Here is a 19,137-nt window from a genome sequence, read left to right as displayed (position 1 = left end):
AAAAAGATGCTCCCAACCGGAGCCGAAAGCCCCTCGGGTTTATGGGCGAAACGGCCAACGCGACAGACTCTCGGATTTACATCCATGTAAATCCATCCCAGCTCGGCTCCATGCCTCGCGTTCGTAAGACAGTCGCTACCGCGACACTCACCCTGCTCGACCGAAGCAGCCTCGGGTTCTCTCCCTCGGCTACGCGCCCAAGCTCATCGTCCTCGACTCTGGCTCCTGCTTCGTCCTAACTCCCGCATCCATGCAGTCGTCGGCGGCTCCGAAGGGGAAGCGGTGCAACAGTCAAACTTCACAATATTTCTTCAAGTTTTCTCGCCTGTTCCGCCATGGCTGGAGTGGAACTCCCATTAGCCAGCACTGCCGCACCAGTGACCATTGGCGACAGGGATGTCGCCGCTGAGCCTACAAGGATGTATTCACGGCGTGTCACTGGGGTGGCAGTGCTAAAGCGCACCGCAGGTGATTGGTTATCGAAGAGTTGGCAGCCGGTCTTCCTCTAATTGGCAACAGCGGGCTTTACAGTAAGGCCTTGGGCGCCAGCCCAAAAAACCAAAGCCGCTCAATGCGGCTTTTGTTTTTTGCTTCCGAAGAGTACTGACGATTACTCCGGATCGTAATCCAACACCGGGGCCAACCACTTCTCGGTTTCGGCAACCGTCATGCCCTTGCGGCGGGCGTAGTCCTCCACCTGATCCTTGCCGATATTGGTGACGCCGAAGTAGCGGGACTGGGGATTGGCGAAGTACCAACCAGAGACCGCCGCCGTGGGGTACATGGCGTAGCTTTCGGTGATATTCAAATCGATACATTCATCGGGCTTGAGCAGTTCCCACAGCAGGCCTTTTTCTGTGTGATCGGGGCAAGCGGGGTAGCCGGGGGCGGGGCGTATGCCCTTGTACTTTTCCTTGATCAGCGCCTCGTTGTCGAGGTTCTCATCGGCGGCGTAGCCCCAAAATTCCTTGCGCACCCGCTCGTGCATGCGTTCGGCGAAGGCTTCCGCCAGCCGGTCCGCCAGCACCTTGAGCATGATGGCGTTGTAGTCGTCGTGGTTGGCTTCGAAGCGGGCCAGATGCTCATCTATACCGTGGCCGGCGCAGACCGCAAAACCGCCCATGTAGTCGGCGACGCCGCTGTCCTTGGGGGCGACAAAGTCTGACAGGCAGAAGTTGTGGTTGCCAACCCGCTCCAGCTGCATCCGCAGGTGGTGGGTGGTTTGCAGCACTTCGGTGCGGGACTCGTCGCTGTAGATTTCGATATCGTCGAAGTTGACCGTGTTGGCCGGGAACAGGCCTATGACCCCCTTGGCCGTCAGCCACTTGTCGCGGATTATGGTCGCCAGCATGGCCTTGGCATCGGCGAACAGCTTGCGCGCCTCGACGCCCACTACTTCGTCGTCGAGGATGCGCGGGAAGTGACCGTGCAGTTCCCAGGCGCGGAAGAAGGGGGTCCAGTCGATGCGATCGACCAGATCCTCCAGCGGGTAGTCGTCAAACACCTGAATGCCGAGCTTATTGGGTTTCAGCGGCGGATTGGCGCCCCAATCCTGCTGGCAGCGGTTGTCCCGCGCGGCTTCCAGGGAAACGATTTCCTTGCGCTTGGCCTGGGACAGGCGCTTCTGGCGCATATTGTCATAATCGGCGTATTCGGCGGCTATGGTGGCGGCGCGGGTCTCTGGGTTGATGAGCTTGGACACCATGGGTACGGCCCGGGACGCATCGGCAATATAGATGGCGCCGTGGGGGTAGTGGGGCGCAATTTTGACCGCGGTGTGGATCCTGGAGCAGGTGGCACCGCCGATGATGGCGGGCAGGCTCAGGCCCTCGCGCTCGAAGGCTTTGACGTTGTGCACCATCTCATCCAGGCTGGGGGTGATAAGGCCGGACATGCCGATAATATCGACCCGCTCGCGCTTGGCCACCTCGATGATTTTTTCCACCGGCACCATGACCCCGAGGTCAATCACCTCGTAGCCGTTACAGGCCAGCACCACGCCGACTATGTTCTTGCCTATGTCGTGCACATCGCCCTTGACCGTCACCATCAGCACCTTGCCGTTGCTCTGGCCCTCGATTTTTTCCGCCTCGATATAGGGGTTGAGGTAGGCCACGGCCTTTTTCATCACCCGGGCGGACTTGACCACCTGGGGCAGGAACATTTTGCCGGCACCAAACAGATCGCCGACCACGTTCATGCCGTCCATCAGCGGCCCTTCGATCACATCCAGGGGCCGGCTCGCCTGCAAGCGCGCCTCTTCGGTGTCGGTGTCGATAAATTCGGTGATGCCCTTCACCAGGGCATGCTCCAGGCGCTTGTTCACCGGCCAGCTGCGCCATTCAAGATCTTCCTTCTTTTGGGCGCCGCCACCGTCACCGCGGAAGCGGTCGGCGATTTCCAAAAGCTGCTCGGTATTGCTGGAGCCCGGCACCTTGCAGGGCAGGTTCAGCACCACGGCCTCCACCCGCTCACGCAGCTCGGGGTCAATATCGTCGTAAATCGCCAGCTGACCGGCGTTGACTATGCCCATGTCCATGCCGGCCTTGATGGCGTGGTACAGGAACACCGCGTGTATGGCCTCGCGCACCGGGTTGTTGCCGCGGAACGAGAAGGACACGTTGGACACGCCGCCGGAAATCATCGCGTGTGGCAGTTGGGATTTGATGTCCTTGATGGCGCCGATGAAGTCTACCGCGTAGTTGTCATGCTCCTCAATGCCGGTGGCAATGGCGAAGATATTGGGGTCGAAGATGATGTCTTCCGGGGCAAAGCCCACCTGCTCCATCAGGATGCGGTAGGCGCGGCTGCAGATTTCCGTCTTGCGGGCGCGGGTGTCGGCCTGGCCCTGCTCATCGAAGGCCATGATGATGGCGGCGGCGCCGTAGCGCTTCACCAAGGTGGCCTGCTCGATAAACTTTTCTTCCCCCTCCTTGAGGGAGATGGAGTTGACTATACACTTGCCCTGGACACACTTGAGGCCGGCCTCGATCACCTCCCACTTGGAGGAGTCGATCATCACAGGCACCCGGCTGATGTCGGGCTCGGAGGCGATAAGGTTGAGGAATTTCTGCATGATCTCGACGCCGTCGAGCATGCCCTCATCCATGTTGATGTCGATGATCTGGGCGCCGTTTTCCACCTGCTCCCGGGCTACGTCGAGGGCGGTTTCGAATTTGCCTTCCTTGATAAGCTTGAGGAATTTGGCCGAGCCTGTGACGTTGGTGCGCTCGCCCACGTTCACAAACAGGGAGTCGGCGTCTATGGTCAGGGGCTCCAGGCCCGCCAGACGACAGGCCACCGGCAGCTCCGGCAGTGGTCGGGGAGCGTGTTTGATCACCGCCTCACGGATCACCCGGATATGCTCCGGGGTGGTGCCGCAGCAGCCGCCCACAATGTTGAGCATGCCGTCTTTGGCCCACTGGCCTATGATGTCGGCCATTTCTTCCGGGGTTTCATCGTAGCCGCCGAACTCGTTCGGCAGACCGGCATTGGGGTGGGCCGAGACAAAGGTTTCGCTGATGCGGGCCAGCTCCTGCACATAGGGCCGCAGCTCCTTGGGGCCCAGGGCGCAGTTCAGGCCTATGCTGATGGGCTTGATATGGCGCAGCGAGTTGTAAAAGGCTTCAGTGGTTTGGCCGGTCAGGGTGCGACCTGAGGCATCTGTGATTGTGCCCGAAATCATCACCGGCCAGCGCTGGCCCAAATCGTCAAACACGGACTCGATGGCAAACAGTGCCGCCTTGGCGTTCAGGGTATCGAAAATGGTTTCCACCAGTATGATGTCGGCACCGCCCTCCAGCAGGGCTGTGGTGGACTCGCGGTAGGCCACTACCAAATCATCAAAGTGAATATTGCGATAACCGGGATCGTTCACATCCGGGCTGATGGAGCAGGTGCGGTTGGTGGGACCAAGCACCCCGGCCACAAAACGTGGGCTGCCGGTTTGGGCGGCCACCTCATCGGCCACCTCGCGGGCGATGCGGGCTCCGACCCGGTTGATTTCGGCGGCCAGACTTTCCATGCCATAGTCGGCCATGGCGATAGTGGTGGCGTTGAAGGTGTTGGTTTCTATGATGTCGGCGCCGGCCAGCAGGTAGTCGCGGTGGATCTGCCTGATGATCCCGGGCTGGGTCAGCACCAGCAGATCATTGTTGCCCTTGACGTCGCTGGGCCAGTCTTTGAAACGCTCGCCCCGGTAGTCGGCTTCCTCCAGTGCGTAGCCCTGGATCATGGTACCCATGGCGCCATCGAGCAGCAAAATGCGCTCCTTGAGCAGTGCCCTGAGTTGAAGCTCCAAGTGGCCGGGTGTTGCGGAAGTCGCCATAGCTGATACCTGTATACTGGGCCGTCGTTCGCAAACGTTCGCAAAAAACGCGGCTGAAAATTTTGGACATATAAACGTATAGACGTCCATAATATGCGAAACCGACGCCCAAGGGCAAGGCCGCTGGCTGCATTAGCCGGGGTTGCCGCGCTTTAAGTCGAACCAAGCTCAAATCGATTTAAGCTCAAATCGATCTAAGCCCAAGTCTATGCCAGATTGGCCCACCTGGGCAGGCACAAACCTGCTGTCCTCTCCGGTGGAAAATAAAAGGAATGCCATGTCAGAGCCAATAGCCGAGAAACAGACCCTGTACCTATTGCGCCACGGCGAATGCGAAGGCGGCGCCATATTGCGCGGCCATAGCGACGTGGCCCTCACTGCCAAGGGTTGGCAGCAAATGCGCACCGCGGCGGCAAAAGTGCCAGAGGTGGCCGAGGTTATCAGCTCGCCCCTGCGCCGCTGCCGTGAATTTGCGAAGACGCATGCGGCCGAGCGCGGCCGCACCTTGACCCTGGACAGTGCCTGGCGGGAGCTGGGCTTTGGTGCCTGGGACGGTCAGCCCCTGGCCGAGCTGTGGCAACAGCAGGCCATCGGGGACTGGTGGCAGGATCCCTGGACCCACACTCCGCCCGGGGGTGAACCCTTGGTAGAGTTCGAAGCGCGCCTCGACGCCGCGCTCGTGGCCTTGCTGGCACGCTGCCCCGGGACTGCCCTTATCGTCTGCCACGGCGGGGTGATCACCCATTTGCTGCGCCGGGCCCTGGGCCTGGGGCCCGAGGCCAGCTTTTACCGGCGCTTGCTGTTGCCGCCGGCGGCGCTGGTGCAGCTGGACTTTTATCCTCAAAGCGCTGCCTATAACAGCGGAAGTATCAGCCATGACAGCCAAAGCGGAAAGGACGAGCTTGAAAACTGGTTGCCGTCGGTTAACTGGCCGTCGGGATTGTGATTTTTTATAAACAGCCACAGGCGCGCCTTGCCAGTGTCAACAAAAGTCGGATAATGATCAGCTCGCGAAACAGCTGTGGCTGTCGATCTGCAGGTGCCGGGGACTTAGGTCAACCCGGCCGAACAGGGAACCGGGATAAGCCCGGACTGTGCCCGCAACTGTGTGAAGGCCATGCCTTCGAGTCAGGATACCTGCCTGTGGATTGTGTTTTTTGGTCTTAAACCCGGGCGGGTTACCCGGTGGAGCCTGAGTAAATGCTACCCTTTTTCGGCCCTCGTGGGTCAAGACTCTGTTTTCCTTGCCTTTTGAGGGGCGAGCGATGACGCCTGCGCTCAAGGTCGACGGCCTCTGTTGGCACCCCAAGGGCAATCAGGTGCTCGATGATGTCAGTTTTGAACTGGCGTCAGGGCAGATGCTGGGCCTTATCGGCCCCAATGGCGCCGGTAAATCCAGCCTGCTGCGCTGTCTCTACCGCTATCTCAGGCCCGACTCGGGGCGCATCTGTCTTGAGGGGCAAGACATCAGCCAGGTCTCAAGGCGCGACTTTGCCCGCAGCGTGGCCGTGGTGCAGCAGGACACGCCGCACTTTTTCGATCTCAGTACCCGGGCCCAGGTGGCCATGGGGCTTATTCCACACAAGGGTTGGTTCGAACAGGACAGGGCAGCCGACGGCGAGCGGGTGGATGCGGCGCTGGCTCAGGTGGGACTCAGTGACAAGGCCGACACTCCCTTTGAGCAGCTGTCCGGCGGCGAGAAGCAGCGGGCGCTCATTGCCCGCGCCATAGTCCAGCGACCCAAGCTGCTGCTGCTCGATGAACCCACCAACCATTTGGATGTGCGCTATCAGATCCAGATTTTGGAGTTGGTGCGCTCCCTTGGGATCAGCGTCATCTGCTCCATCCACGATCTCAACCTCGCCAGCGCCCTGTGTGACAGCCTGTTGCTGCTGGAGCGGGGCCGTACCGTCGCCTGGGGCACACCGGAAGAGGTGCTGACCGAGGCCCGTCTCGCCGCCGTGTTCGGCGTCTGTTGCAGCGTCTCGCCCCATCCCCAGCACGGTAAGCCGCAGCTGCAGTATTTTTACGGCTACCGCGATCAAGGGAGGCGCAACTAGATGCAAGGTTTCCTCAGGCTGCGTCTGGCCAAATGGCTGACCCGACCGCTCGGGCGGGAGGATTATCTGCTGCTGGCGCTGTTGCTGCTGGCCGGGCTGACGCCGCTCGCCGCCAGCGCCTTTGGCGCCGCCAACATAGACTGGTTGCAGGTGGCGAGTGTCTACTGGCACAAGCTGCTGGGGCTGCCACCGCCCCAGGATGTGCCCTTTGTGAACCAGCGGATTTTGCTGGAGCTTAGGCTGCCGCGGGTAATGCTGGCCTTTATCTGCGGTGCCGGTTTGGCCCTCTCCGGCTGGGTGCTGCAAACCGTGACCCGCAATCCGCTGGCGGATCCTTTCCTGTTCGGCATCAGTTCCGGCGCGTCCCTCGGCGCCATTGTCGCCCTGACCGTTAGCAGTGCCCTGTTTGGCAGTGCCATGCTGTGGCTGACCTTGCCACTGGGGGCCTTTGTCGGCGCCACCCTGTCGGTGGCTCTGGTGTTGGCCCTGTGTGGCATTGGGCTGCAAAGCCAGGTGGAGCGTATGTTGCTCGCCGGGGTGGCCACCTCGTTTTTATTTGGCGCCATGGGCAGCTTGCTGCTGTATTTCTCCACCCCCGAGGCCACTGCCTCTGTGCTGTTCTGGACCCTGGGCAGCTTCGCCCGCGCCAATTGGACCATGCTCTGGCAGCCGCTGCTGGTGTTTGTTCTGTTTGGCCTGGCACTGTTTGCCGGGCGGCGGCGGGTGCAGGCGCTGGCGGCGGGGGATGAGACGGCCCACGCCCTGGGGGTGGATGTGGCCCGGCTGCGGCTCGGCAGTTTGCTGGCCTGCTCGCTGATGACCGCCACCCTGGTGGCCAGTTGCGGCGGCATAGGCTTTGTTGGCTTGATGGTGCCGCATCTGGTGCGGCAGTTGTTTCCCGGCCGCACCCTATTGCTGCTGACCGCCTTGGTGGGGGGCCTGTTTATGGTGTGGGTCGATGTGCTGGCTCGCTGCCTGCTGCCGATGCAGGAGCTGCCGGTGGGTATCATCACGGCTGTCATCGGCAGCGGTTTCTTCCTGTTGCTGCTTTCTCGGCGCAGGCAGGGTTAATTCAATTCGGACAGGATGCAAGATGTTTACTATCGAGGCGGTCAGCGACCAATTTGACCAGCAGATCCAGCAACGTATCGACGACAAGACCAAGCCCCTTGGGGCCCTGGGGCGGCTGGAGTCCCTGGCGCTGACCATTGCCAGGGTGCAGGGCAAGGAGACACTGGAGATAACCCGGCCCACCATGCTGGTGTTTGCCGGCGATCACGGCATCGCCGCCGCCGGGGTGTCCATTGCGCCGAGCGAAGTGACGGCGCAGATGCTGCTGAACTTTGCCCGTGGCGGAGCCGCCATCAATGTCTTTTGCCGCCAGCTGGGCTGGGAGCTGGAGCTGATTGATTGTGGCATTTTGCAGCCCCTGGAGGGACTGAAGCCCAGTGACGGCGGCAAGGAGATAGTCAACTGCCGTCTGGGGGCGGGCACCAACCCCATACATCGGCAGGCGGCCATGACCCTGGGCGCCGTGCATCAGGGCTTTGAGCTGGCCAAGGGGCGGGTGGTTCATCACCACAGCCTGGGTTGCAACCTGCTGGGGCTGGGGGACATGGGCATAGGCAACAGCAGCAGCGCAGCAGCGTTGATGGCCGCCATGCTGGGGTTGGAGGCCGGTGATTGTGTCGGCCGCGGCACCGGCATAGATGCCGCCACCCTCAAGCGCAAAACCATGCTGGTGGAGCAGGCTTTGGTACAGCATCACGATGAGCTGACCGATACCTATAATAAACTGGCCTGCCTTGGCGGCTTTGAGATAGTGCAGATGACAGGCGCCATCCTGGCGGCGGCCGAGCGGCGCATGCTGGTGCTCATTGACGGCTTTATTGCCACCGCCGCGGCCCTGTGTGCCGTGGATCTGATGCCCGCCTGCCGCGATTACCTGGTGTTTGCCCATGCGTCGGCGGAGCGTGGCCATCAGCGGATGCTGCAACATCTGGGGGCCGAGCCGCTGCTGGATCTTGGCATGCGCCTGGGGGAAGGCTCAGGGGCCGCGCTGGCGCTGCCTCTGGTGCAGGCCGCGGTGAATTTTTATAACGATATGGCCAGCTTTGCCGAGGCCGGTGTCAACAAGGTGGTTTAGGAGCGCGTTATCTATCATGGGCGGATTCAAGCAAGAGCTGGAGTTGTTCCTTATTGCCGTGAGTTTCTTTACCCGCATTCCGGTGCCGCTGCGGCTGGAGATGAGCCCGGAGCGGCTTAACCGTGCCAGTCGCTATTTCGGCCTGGTGGGCACCCTGGTGGGCCTGGTGTCGGCGGCGGTGTTCTACCTGGTGCAATGGCTGCTGCCTGCCTCGGTGGCGGTGATATTGGCCATGTTGACCTCTGTACTGCTGACCGGCGGCTTCCACGAGGACGGTCTGGCGGACACCGCCGATGGTTTCGGTGGCGGCTGGAGCGCCGAAGAAAAGCTGAACATTATGAAGGACAGCCGCATCGGCAGTTACGGCGCCATGGCCCTGGTGCTGGCGCTGCTGCTGAAGTTTCAACTGTTGGCGGAACTTGCGCTTTACTCCCCCGCCAGCGCCGCCTCGGCCCTGGTGCTGGGCCATACCCTCAGCCGGGTGATGGCCGCCAGTATCATTATCAGCCAGCCCTATGTGCGCCTGGGGGAGGACAGCAAGTCCAAGCCCCTGGCGGAAAACATGCACTGGGATGAACTCCTGGTGCTGCTGCTGTGCGGCTTCGTGCTCAGCCTGCTGCTGACCGGCGTCGGCGCCACCCTGGTGCTGGGGCTGGGACTCTGGCTCGGGCGCATGCTGGCGGTGTACCTGTTTAAACGTCAGATCGGCGGCTACACGGGGGATACCCTGGGCGCAGCCCAGCAGGGGCTGGAGCTGTGGGTCTACATCATGCTGCTGTGGCTCTGGAGCCAGACGTGATAGGTCTTATCCTCGGCGGGGCCCGCAGCGGTAAGAGCCGCTATGCCGAGCAGCTGCTCGCTGGTCGCGCCGCCGTGTATTTGGCGACCGCCACCGCCGGCGATGCGGAAATGGCCGAGCGCATTGCCCGTCACAAGCTCGACAGGGCCGGCGGGCAGTGGCAGTTGTTGGAAGAACCTTTGAATGTCGTCGCCGCCCTGGATAAGCTCTCGGGCCGTGGCACTTCTGTGCTGCTGGACTGCCTGACGCTGTGGCTCACCAATGTGTTGCTGGCCGAGGACCGCGATGCCGAGGCTGAATGCCTCGATTTAGTGGCCGCACTCAAGCGCTTTGATGGCGAGCTGCTGCTGATAAGTAACGAGGTGGGTTCGGGCATAGTGCCTTTGGGACAGCTGAGCCGGGATTTCGTCGATAGGGCCGGTTGGCTCAATCAGGCCATAGCGGCGGTGGCGGACAAGGTGACCCTGGTGGTGGCAGGTTTGCCGCTCCAACTCAAGGAGGAGGGCCTGTGAGCTTCAACATCAATCCAAACTGCCACGTGCTGATGGTGCAGGGCACTACCTCAGATGCCGGCAAGAGCACCCTGGTGGCGGGCCTTTGCCGCCTGCTCAGGCGCCGCGGCGTGAAGGTGGCGCCCTTTAAACCTCAAAACATGGCCCTTAACAGTGCTGTGACCGTCGATGGCGGCGAGATAGGCCGTGCCCAGGCACTGCAGGCCATGGCCTCTGGCCTGGCGCCACACACGGATTTCAATCCGATACTGCTCAAACCCAGCAGCAACAGCCGTGCCCAGGTGATAGTGCAGGGCAAGGCCCTGACCGAGCTGGAAGCCGCCGCCTTTTTCGGCCCGGAGGCCGCCCATTACAAGGGGCTGGCCATGGACGCTGTGCTGGACTCCTTCTCGCGACTGCAAGGTGAATATGCTGCGCTGGTGGTGGAAGGGGCCGGCAGTCCGGCGGAAATCAATCTGCGGGCCAACGACATAGCCAACATGGGCTTTGCCGAAGCGGTGGACTGCCCGGTGATACTGATTGCCGATATCGACAGAGGCGGCGTATTTGCCCATCTGGTGGGCACCCTGGCGCTCTTGTCAGACTCGGAACGTGAACGGGTCAAGGGACTGGTGATCAACCGTTTTCGCGGCGACCCGTCGCTACTTGCCCCCGGTATTGACTGGCTGGAGCAGCACACCGGCAAACCCGTGCTCGGGGTGCTGCCCTATATCGAAGATCTGCAACTGGATGCCGAGGACGCGCTGCCCCGGAGCTTAAATCCAAACGAGGGCCAGCCAGAGGCAAAGGTTGGCCTCAGGGTCGGCATCCTGGTCTATCCCAGAATAAGCAACCATACGGATTTCGATCCCCTGTTGCAGCACCCGGCGCTGGAATGCCAATTCCTGGCCATCAATAAGCTGGAAGCGGAAGACTTGCAGGGTTTTGACCTACTGATCCTGCCCGGCAGCAAGAATGTGCGCGCCGATCTTGAGCTGCTGCGCAGTCGCGGCATGGATAAGGCCATAGCCAGGCATCTGAGATACGGCGGCAAGCTTATCGGCATTTGTGGCGGCTACCAGATGCTGGGACTGGAGCTGGATGACCCCCTCGGAGTCGAGCACGACGCTGGCGCCAGCGAAGGGCTGGGCTTGTTGCCGCTCATCACAGAGTTCAAACGCGACAAGACCCTGCTCAATGTCAGCGGTGAGCTGCGACTTTCTGGACAAATTGCGGCCATTCACGGCTATGAAATTCACTGTGGTCAAAGCCAGCTGTTGACCCAGGGCCCGCGGCCCTTATCCCTGTGTGACAGCGGCGGCACGCCCTCACCGGATGGCGGCTGCCTGAGCCAGGATGGCGCCATCTTTGGCACTTACCTCCATGGCCTGTTCGACAGCCCAAAGGCCTGTGACTTATTGCTGGCCTGGGCCGGGCTCAGCGAGCAGGGAAAGGCGGTGGATCTTGCCGTCCGCCGCGAGGCCGAGCTGGAGCGGCTGGCGGATGTGTGCGAGCAGCATCTGGATCTGCAGCGCCTGGCGGCCTTGCTGCCCTTGGCATCAAATTGAAGACAAGTTGAACATAAGCAAACAGAGACAAGCATGACTATTAACACTGAGCAGCGCCAACAACAGCGCCACAGGGAAAGGCAGCAGAAGGTCAAGGAGGCGGTGGATGCCAAGGTGGCGGCCGCCACCGAGGAGCGCGGTGTGCTTATGGTGCTGACCGGCAACGGCAAGGGCAAGAGCACAGCAGGTTTCGGCACAGTGGCCCGGGCCGTCGGTCATGGCAAGCAAGCCGCCGTGGTGCAGTTTATCAAGGGCAACTGGGACTGCGGTGAACGTAAGCTGCTGGAGGCCAACGGAGTCCCCTTCGAGGTGATGGCCACGGGGTTCACCTGGGAAACCCAGGACAGGGAGGCCGACACTGCGGCGGCGCTCAAGGCCTGGGAAGCGGCCGAGTGTTGGCTTGCCGATCCCGCCATAGACCTTGTGCTGCTGGATGAACTGACCTACATGGTCAGCTATCACTACCTGGAGCTGGAGCGGGTGCTGAGCGCTTTGCGGCAGCGCCCTTTGCATCAACACGTGATCATCACAGGCCGAAATTGCCATCGGCAACTGATTGAGCTGGCCGATACCGTCAGCGAGCTGGAGTGCGTTAAACACGCCTTTGAGGCCGGAATAAAGGCGCAGCCGGGCTTTGATTACTGACGCTGCCCGTAACGGCAGCTGACAAGCGCAATAAAAAAAGGAGCCGAGGGCTCCTTTTTTATTGCGCTCTTTATTTCGATAAGCTCAGGGCTGCTTCGAGCCTAACCCACGGCAAGGGTGCCTTCGGCTTCGGCTTCTTTGCGGGCATCCAGGCGGGCGATCACCTTGCCATAGATCACCAGGGAGATGGCCGACAGCAGGGCGATGGCGGCGAATACGTACCAGATGTAGTGGGCATTGGCTGAGGCCGCCTGCCACTCGGCTGCGGTGGCGAATTTCTTCGGATCCGGGCAGTAGGCGCTCAGCAGGTAACCGGACAGGCCAAAACCCACCAGGGAGCTGATAAAGGAATGCAGGTGTGAGAAGCCAAGGTACAGGCCTTCCTCACCCTTGGGGGCCTGCAGCGAGAAGAATTCCAGGAAGCGTGGTGAAATAAAGGACTCCGCCAGACCCTGGAACACAATGCCGAGGATCATCATCACAGCCACCGGGTGCATCTGCACAAAACCCAGATCGATGTTATTGCCATCGAGCATATTGCCCGACGCCATCAGCAGCGCCGACACCGGCATGATGAACATACCGACAGTCATGGAAAACAGCGAGCTGCGGTGCTTCATCATCGAAGTCACCAGGCCCACAGTCAGTACCACCACCAGCGGATTCACGTTGGCGTACCAAGAAGGAGAGGCGCCTTCTCCGGCCATACGCAGCACGTACTTGGGCATGGTGGCATAGAGCTGGTGTTGCACCATCCAGAAACCTGTGATGATCAGGATCAGGATGAACAGGCGGGCATTGGTCACCACCTTGATCAGCGCCTGCCAGATCTCGGCCACGGACTTGCTGTCCTGACGGCGCTCGGCATTTTTGTAGAACAGGTAAATACAGAAAAAGGCGATAGCCGTCATGGCGGCGGCAAAGTAGTTGAGGTTCACCAGACCCAGATCGCCCATGGATTCCCGCAGCGGTTTCACCACGGTTTTACCTGAGAAGGAGCCTATGTTGACCATCATGTAAAAGATGGAGAAGCCCTTGGCGCGGTTGGATTCACTGGTTTCGCAGGCCACAGTGCCGGTGATCACCGCCTTGATAAAGGAGCCGCCAATCATGATGACAATCATGATAGGGATAATGGCCCAGCGGATATCCGCCGTATCCAAGCCCTTGAATACCACTTCGCGGCCATACTCCACCAGGCCGTGGCTTTCCAGCAGCGCCGGGAATATGGCCAGGCCGGCGTAGCCTATGGTCAGCAGGCCAAAGGCCAGCAGCAGGGCGCTGCGAAAACCTATCTTGTCGGCCAGGGCGCCCGAAAAGGTGGGCAGAAAATACAGACCGGCGGAAAAGCTGCCCGCCAGCCAAGCGGCTTCTATGTCATCAAAGCCGAGGATGCGCGACAGATACAGGGTGATCACCACGAAAACACCGTAGTAGGCGGCGCGTTCCAGCAGTTCGACCGTATTGGCAATCCAGAATGCCCGGGAAAATCCCTTGGGGGCCTTGTCTGTCGTATTGGAGAGAGTGCTCATTGTTGCTCCTGTCATCGCCATGGTATTCGCGCTTCTCCCCCAAGAAGGCGGATAAGCCATGACTGTATTTTTGGGATCTTTGTTCATCGGCATGCCAATGTCTGGATGGCAGACTATCAAAAAGCGCTGGGCAAAGGAAATGCAGGCTGGGCTGACCAGCGTCGGCGCTAAAGAAAAAGGGGCTTGCGCCCCTTTCATTGTCACCCTAAAACCACCTCCTATGGAGGTGGTGATCGTTCTGGTGGGGCTTTGCCCGGAGAATGCCCATGCTAAATACTCCCTCGGTTTGTTACCAGCAAATCAAGGAGTAAGTAGCATGAGCAGATATGAATCCGCGTCTCACGTATTCTATCGTTGTCAGTATCACCTCGTTTGGACACCCAAGTACAGGTACAAAATCCTGAAAGGTAATCTCGGCAGAGAGCTTTATCGAAGTATCTATGTTTACTGCAACATGAAGAAATGCAGAGTCGTGGAACTAAATGTTCAGGAAGATCATGTCCATCTAGTAGTCAGAACCCCACCCAGTCTAAGCGTGTCGGATTTAATGGGTTTTGTTAAAGGGAGAACCGCGATCAGGATGTTTGCCAAATTTCCTTATTTAAGAAAGCACAAGCTCTGGGGGAATCACTTCTGGCAACGGGGTTATTTTGTGGACTCAGTAGGAGCAAACGAAGACATAATCCGTAGATATGTACGGCACCAGGAAAAGACAGCCAAAGAAGAAGAGAAACGGCAAATAGCGTTAGGGTTGGAAGGTTAGTTTTTAAGCCCCCTTTTAGGGGGCTGTGTCAAAGCCACCTGCTATGCAGGTGGATTTTTACTTCCTTGTCGCCATATCAGGCCTTGGTCTTTTTGCTGTCGACCTTTTTCTTTGGCTCGGCCTTGGCCTTCAATTCTACGGCGTCTTTCGGCAGGGAATAAACGCCACCCACGGTGCGGATATTTACCCTGTCTGCGTCGGCCGCCAGTTGATCACCGACCATTTCAAATTTGAACCTGGGACTGACAAAATCTGATACAAAGGTGATGGCCTGCTCTGTCTTTATCCCGCCTTGGCGCTCTGCAAGGAAGAGTTGCACCAGTTCATCGAAGCCCTGGGTCAGGGCCTGCTGTAAGCTGGCGTGCTCGGCTTCGGAAATGCCGTCTGCCATGTCGGCCTTGGCCATTTTGAGCTCGGTTTGGTACATATACTTGCCAACCCAGTTGCTCTTTTGACCCGGATGGGTTTCCACTATCAGGGCCGTGCCTATCAGCAGCTGTTCTTCATCCGTCTTGGTCACATAGATGTAAGGACTCAGCGACAGGGCCTGGGGATCCGTGTCAGTCAGGGTTTGTCCTTGCCCTTGAACTGCCTGGGTAAAGAGCGTTTTGGGATCAAAGTCCAGCTTGCCTTTGAGCAGTTTTACATCTTCTTCCGTTGCCGAGCTGATGGCGGCGGCATTGGCCGCCACGCCGAGGGGGCCAAATAGCAATCCCACTGTCATGCCACCACCACCGAAGTTTTGCTGGTACAAAATGTCCTGGGCATCATTGAGATGCATCAGGGTGCCTGCGGTTTGAGACAACAGCTCGGAATGAGCCAATTTAATTGAGGTGACATTGGACTCCACAGGTGGTGGCATTTGATATTGCACCGTGGCACAGCCACCGAGCAAGCTGCCAATTAATGTGACCATCAATAGATTTGTTTTCAATTTCATTGCCTAATCCTTTATTGCATCAGTGTTATTACATCAGTGTTATTGCCAAGGGCCATGGATTCTGGCCAATTCACTCTCTGTCATGACATCTTGGCTCTGTATTAATGGCTGCTTGGGCCTGAATTGTTGTTGCTCTTGGTAAATCAAATTAAATCATGGTGTTGTTATTTTTGGTCAGCCCATGTCTGTTTGATCATGGCTATTTCAGCCTTGCCTGTGGTTAACCAAACAGGGGCTCAGTAATTACCGTATATTGTTTTAATAATTGCAGATTATTTGAACAAACCGCCCCAATGTAGCTAATGGCAATATTAAAATGCAACAGGAATGTAAATTATTTTTGCAACTTTAGTTGCATGGCTTTCGATGGTTATTTTTACCGGTTGAAATACGTTATTTAAGTGTCTGTTTTAACAACGTCGAATATTTAGGAAAAAATAAAAAAAGAGCCGCGGGCAATAAGGCCTGCGGCTGTAAAAGGCAGTGGTTTAGTGAGAGCGTCGTGAACTACGACGATTTACAATCCCGTGGTTACAAGCACGGGGTTGGCCTTACTCCTGTTCGGATTCGGCCGGGTTATGGGTTTGCACTTGCTGCTCGCCCTGTTCTTGCTTGGTTTCGGGTTTGGCGTCTTGATTTTGTCCGCCACATGCTCCGCAACAACTCATTTCTGCTTCCTCGGGTTTGGATAACTGAGCGGATAATACCTGAGTAAAATGCTCAAATATTTGATCTTGATCATACTTGAGTAATTTGCTCGGATATTTGTTGTGCGTTGGTTGCGGCGCAGCCAAGGGGCAGGCCTTGGCTCTGCTGCTCAATCGCACAGCTAACAACCTATGGATACGGGCTTTAATGTGGTAAAACTGGCCAAGGGCCGCTACAGTAAAAAAAGCCAGGGACAGCATCAGCGGATCCGGGATCCTTAATAATAATCAGAGCTGCTCTCTAGCCATGAAATCCATATTTTTCAGTTGTATATTATTCCCTCTATGGCTGGTGTTTGCCGGTAACGCCAACGCCGAATTACAGGGGCAAGCTTCGGTGGCTGCATTGGGTGCCGAACGCCTGAGCCTGGATCCCTATCTGAGCCTGCTGGAAGACCCCCAGGGTGAATTGAGCTTTGAGCAGGTACAACGCCTCGCCGCCGAAGGACAATTTTCCCCCCTGGGGAATCGCTCGCCCAACTTCGGTTTCAGCAAGTCGGCCTGGTGGGTGCAGTTAACCCTGCATAATCCCGGTCGCACGCAGCAGGACTGGTATCTGCGCCAGGACTATCCACTGATTGATTTTCTTGACCTGTGGCAACCGCAAGAGGATGGTTGGCAGCTGATCTCCACCGGCGACAGGCGCCCCTTCCGCAGCCGACCGCTGGATAACCGCACCTTTGTGTTTCCCCTGACCCTGGCACCGGGGGAGACTAAAACCCTGTTCCTGCGGTTCCAAACCCAGGGCTCGCTCAATATCGGCCTGGAGGCGCTTTCCGCCGAAGGACTGGTCAGCCAGGTGGGCCATGAATACCTGTTCATGGGCATTTACTACGGCGGCTTTGCGGTGCTGCTGGTCTATAATCTGATTATTTTCATGACGGTACGTGAGCGGGCCTTTATCTTTTACGTGCTCTATGTGTTCAGCTATGGGCTCTACATGTCGGTGCACAATGGGCTGAGCTTCCAGTTTCTGTGGCCCGATAACAGCTGGTTGGCCAACAAGAGTTTGCTGTTGTTGCTGGCATTGTCACTGTTTGGTGCCCTGCGTTTTACCCGGGAGATCCTGGGTTCGGCCCAGTTGCTGCCGCGGGCCGATCGGCTCACCGCCATCATGGAGTGGGTGGCTGTGATTGCCCTGCTGCTCAGTCCTGTGCTCAGCTATCACCTGGTGATAGTGCCGCTGGCACTCTTGACCACGCTTTTGTGTGTGCAGCTGTTTGCCATGGGCGTGATGGCCCTGATGCGCGGCTCGCGTCCGGCACGTTACTTCCTGGTGGCTTTCTCGGCGCTCTTGCTCGGCGCCTTCACCTATATGCTCAAGAGTTTTGGCCTCTTGCCCCACAATGGTTTTACCCAGAACGCGTTCCAGATAGGTTCCCTGGTGGAGATGGTGCTGCTGAGTCTGGCCTTGGGCAGCCGTATGGGGGATATCAAACGCCGCAATCATCTGGATGTGCTGACCGGACTCTTTAACCGGCGTTTCTTCGATGAACAATTGCCGCTGGAATTCCAGAAGGCCCAGCGTCGCTCCCAGCCCCTGTCGCTGCTGGTGCTGGACATAGACAAGTTCAAGGAATTCAATGACAGCCGCGGTCATACCCAGGGCGACAAGGCACTGCGGGCGGTGGCCAGGGTGTTGGCATCGGCGATCCGCAAGCCGGGCGTCGCCTGCCGTTATGGCGGTGAGGAGTTTGCGCTGATCCTGCCGGAAACCGGCTCAGGCGAGGCAGCCGTGCTGGCCGAGCGCATTCGCGCCCGGGTGGCGGAAGAAACCGCCGGGCGATTCGATCTCAGCGTCAGCATAGGTCACGCGACCTTGGGTGAAGGCAGCTTTGCCAGCGGTTATGGGTTGTTTGATGCGGCTGATGCGGCCCTGTACCAGGCCAAGGCGGCGGGACGTAATTGCGTATTGGCCTTCTCGGGCACCACAGTGCCTTAAGGGCAGTGGTCGACAGCAACACAGAAAAGCATAACTAGAGGCATAAAGAAACGCCGCCCAAGGGGCGGCGTTTTATTTTTGCAGTGACTGCTGCTGTCAGTCCTGCAATTGCCAGTGGATCTGCTCACCGGCACGGATGGGCACCACACCGGCGCCGCCCAGTGGATAGGACTCGGGCACCTGCCAACTGCGCTTCACCAGGGTGATCTTGTCGCCGTTGCGTGGCAGACCGTAGAAGTCAGGACCGTGGAAGCTGGCAAAGGCTTCCAGCTTGTCCAAAGCTCCGGCAGCCTCGAAGGCCTCGGCATAGAGTTCAATGGCGGCGTGGGCCGTGTAGGAACCGGCGCAGCCACAGGCGGCTTCCTTCTTGTCCTTGGCGTGTGGCGCTGAGTCCGTGCCGAGGAAGAACTTGGGGTTGCCACTGGTGGCTGCCTGGATCAGCGCCTGCTGGTGGGTGTTGCGCTTGAGGATCGGCAGGCAATAAAAATGCGGGCGTATGCCACCGGCCAGCATGTGATTACGGTTGTACAACAGGTGATGGGCAGTAATGGTGGCCGCCACCTTGTCCGATGCGGCCATCACAAAGTCCACCGCATCCTTGGTGGTGATGTGTTCCAGCACTATTTTGAGCTCGGGGAAGTCGGCCACGACCTTGCTGAGGATATTTTCGATAAAGATGCGTTCCCGATCGAAAATGTCGATGGCGGAATCCGTCACCTCACCATGAACCAGCAGCAAGATGCCTTCTTCCTGCATGGCCTGCAGGGCGCCATAGATGTTCTTCACATCGGTTACGCCGGAATCCGAGTTGGTGGTGGCGCCGGCGGGATAGAGCTTGGCGGCAACGATTTTACCCGTGGCCTTGGCGGCGCGGATTTCCTCGGCGCTGGTCTTGTCGGTCAGGTACAACACCATCAGCGGTTCAAAGGCCGTGGTGCTGTGGGACTTGATGCGCTGATAGTAACCCAGGGCCTGCTCTGTGTTGGTCACCGGCGGCACCAGGTTGGGCATGACTATGGCGCGGCCCATGTAGCGGCCGGCGTCGCGGACCGTATCGGCAAGGGCGTCGCCATCGCGCAGGTGAATATGCCAATCATCGGGACGGGTAAGGGTAATAGTGGTCATTATCGGGTTCCGTTGCAGGGTTTGGGGGATCTTATGTGTCCCGGCCCTTGCTGTAAAGGGGCCCGGGGACGCTGTTTGTGGTTCCAAAGCAC

15 protein-coding genes and 1 riboswitch are annotated in these 19,137 nt (G+C 58.7%); of the genes, 10 read left to right on the top strand and 5 right to left on the bottom strand.

The genetic code is table 11. The features are described from left to right. Positions 1 to 610 precede the first annotated feature (610 nt). On the bottom strand, positions 611 to 4,327 hold the full coding sequence (gene metH, locus JYB85_RS14410; RefSeq protein WP_207379839.1) for a methionine synthase: 3,717 nt from the start codon (positions 4,325 to 4,327) through the stop codon (positions 611 to 613). A gap of 277 nt (positions 4,328 to 4,604) precedes the next feature. On the opposite strand from metH, the gene JYB85_RS14405 reads away from it, so the two are divergent. The 8 genes from JYB85_RS14405 (at position 4,605) to cobO (ending at position 12,036) form a co-directional block, all read left to right on the top strand. Beyond that, the gene (locus tag JYB85_RS14405; RefSeq protein ID WP_207379838.1) at positions 4,605 to 5,273 is read left to right on the top strand and encodes a histidine phosphatase family protein; all 669 of its coding nucleotides are present in this window, start codon (positions 4,605 to 4,607) and stop codon (positions 5,271 to 5,273) included. Between the two features lie 74 nt (positions 5,274 to 5,347). Continuing rightward, positions 5,348 to 5,486: riboswitch (cobalamin riboswitch) on the top strand. A gap of 106 nt (positions 5,487 to 5,592) precedes the next feature. Next, positions 5,593 to 6,387, top strand: coding sequence for an ABC transporter ATP-binding protein (locus tag JYB85_RS14400; RefSeq protein WP_207379837.1), 795 nt, complete (start codon positions 5,593 to 5,595; stop codon positions 6,385 to 6,387). Continuing rightward, positions 6,388 to 7,458 (top strand): FecCD family ABC transporter permease, encoded by a 1,071-nt coding sequence (locus JYB85_RS14395; RefSeq protein WP_207379836.1) that lies wholly within the window; start codon positions 6,388 to 6,390, stop codon positions 7,456 to 7,458. Between the two features lie 22 nt (positions 7,459 to 7,480). Continuing rightward, the gene (cobT, locus tag JYB85_RS14390; RefSeq protein ID WP_207379835.1) at positions 7,481 to 8,533 is read left to right on the top strand and encodes a nicotinate-nucleotide--dimethylbenzimidazole phosphoribosyltransferase; all 1,053 of its coding nucleotides are present in this window, start codon (positions 7,481 to 7,483) and stop codon (positions 8,531 to 8,533) included. Between the two features lie 16 nt (positions 8,534 to 8,549). Continuing rightward, positions 8,550 to 9,332: an adenosylcobinamide-GDP ribazoletransferase gene (locus tag JYB85_RS14385; protein WP_207379834.1), complete on the top strand. Its 783-nt coding sequence runs from the start codon at positions 8,550 to 8,552 to the stop codon at positions 9,330 to 9,332. Next, positions 9,329 to 9,844, top strand: a complete 516-nt coding sequence (gene cobU, locus JYB85_RS14380) for a bifunctional adenosylcobinamide kinase/adenosylcobinamide-phosphate guanylyltransferase (protein WP_207379833.1) — start codon at positions 9,329 to 9,331, stop codon at positions 9,842 to 9,844. The genes JYB85_RS14385 and cobU overlap by 4 nt, the downstream gene beginning before the upstream one ends. Before the next feature lie 32 nt (positions 9,845 to 9,876). Continuing rightward, entirely contained in the window at positions 9,877 to 11,391 is a 1,515-nt protein-coding gene (locus JYB85_RS14375) for a cobyric acid synthase (RefSeq protein ID WP_207382090.1), read from the top strand. Positions 11,392 to 11,424: 33 nt separating this feature from the next. Further along, the gene (gene cobO, locus JYB85_RS14370; RefSeq protein ID WP_207379832.1) at positions 11,425 to 12,036 is read left to right on the top strand and encodes a cob(I)yrinic acid a,c-diamide adenosyltransferase; all 612 of its coding nucleotides are present in this window, start codon (positions 11,425 to 11,427) and stop codon (positions 12,034 to 12,036) included. A gap of 101 nt (positions 12,037 to 12,137) precedes the next feature. Here the strand turns inward: cobO and JYB85_RS14365 are convergent, their stop codons facing one another. Next, positions 12,138 to 13,568 (bottom strand): MFS transporter, encoded by a 1,431-nt coding sequence (locus tag JYB85_RS14365; protein ID WP_207379831.1) that lies wholly within the window; start codon positions 13,566 to 13,568, stop codon positions 12,138 to 12,140. A gap of 316 nt (positions 13,569 to 13,884) precedes the next feature. On the opposite strand from JYB85_RS14365, the gene tnpA reads away from it, so the two are divergent. Further along, positions 13,885 to 14,331: an IS200/IS605 family transposase gene (gene tnpA, locus JYB85_RS14360; RefSeq protein ID WP_207381940.1), complete on the top strand. Its 447-nt coding sequence runs from the start codon at positions 13,885 to 13,887 to the stop codon at positions 14,329 to 14,331. A gap of 76 nt (positions 14,332 to 14,407) precedes the next feature. Here tnpA and JYB85_RS14355 read toward each other — a convergent pair whose 3' ends face one another. Beyond that, positions 14,408 to 15,271, bottom strand: coding sequence for a hypothetical protein (locus JYB85_RS14355; protein WP_228730120.1), 864 nt, complete (start codon positions 15,269 to 15,271; stop codon positions 14,408 to 14,410). A 551-nt stretch (positions 15,272 to 15,822) separates the two neighbouring features. After that, on the bottom strand, positions 15,823 to 16,179 hold the full coding sequence (locus JYB85_RS14350; RefSeq protein ID WP_207379830.1) for a hypothetical protein: 357 nt from the start codon (positions 16,177 to 16,179) through the stop codon (positions 15,823 to 15,825). A gap of 46 nt (positions 16,180 to 16,225) precedes the next feature. Between JYB85_RS14350 and JYB85_RS14345 the strand changes: the two genes are divergently transcribed. Next, positions 16,226 to 17,920, top strand: a complete 1,695-nt coding sequence (locus tag JYB85_RS14345; RefSeq protein WP_207379829.1) for a diguanylate cyclase — start codon at positions 16,226 to 16,228, stop codon at positions 17,918 to 17,920. 96 nt (positions 17,921 to 18,016) lie between these two features. Here JYB85_RS14345 and pyrC read toward each other — a convergent pair whose 3' ends face one another. Then, the gene (gene pyrC / locus JYB85_RS14340) at positions 18,017 to 19,045 is read right to left on the bottom strand and encodes a dihydroorotase (RefSeq protein WP_207379828.1); all 1,029 of its coding nucleotides are present in this window, start codon (positions 19,043 to 19,045) and stop codon (positions 18,017 to 18,019) included. Positions 19,046 to 19,137 lie beyond the last annotated feature (92 nt).

The sequence above is a fragment of the Shewanella sedimentimangrovi genome, from assembly GCF_017354965.1.
GTDB classification, from domain to species: domain Bacteria; phylum Pseudomonadota; class Gammaproteobacteria; order Enterobacterales; family Shewanellaceae; genus Shewanella; species Shewanella cyperi.
Note: the sequence above shows the minus strand (reverse complement) of the source record. Positions and strands in the feature narration are given on the sequence as shown.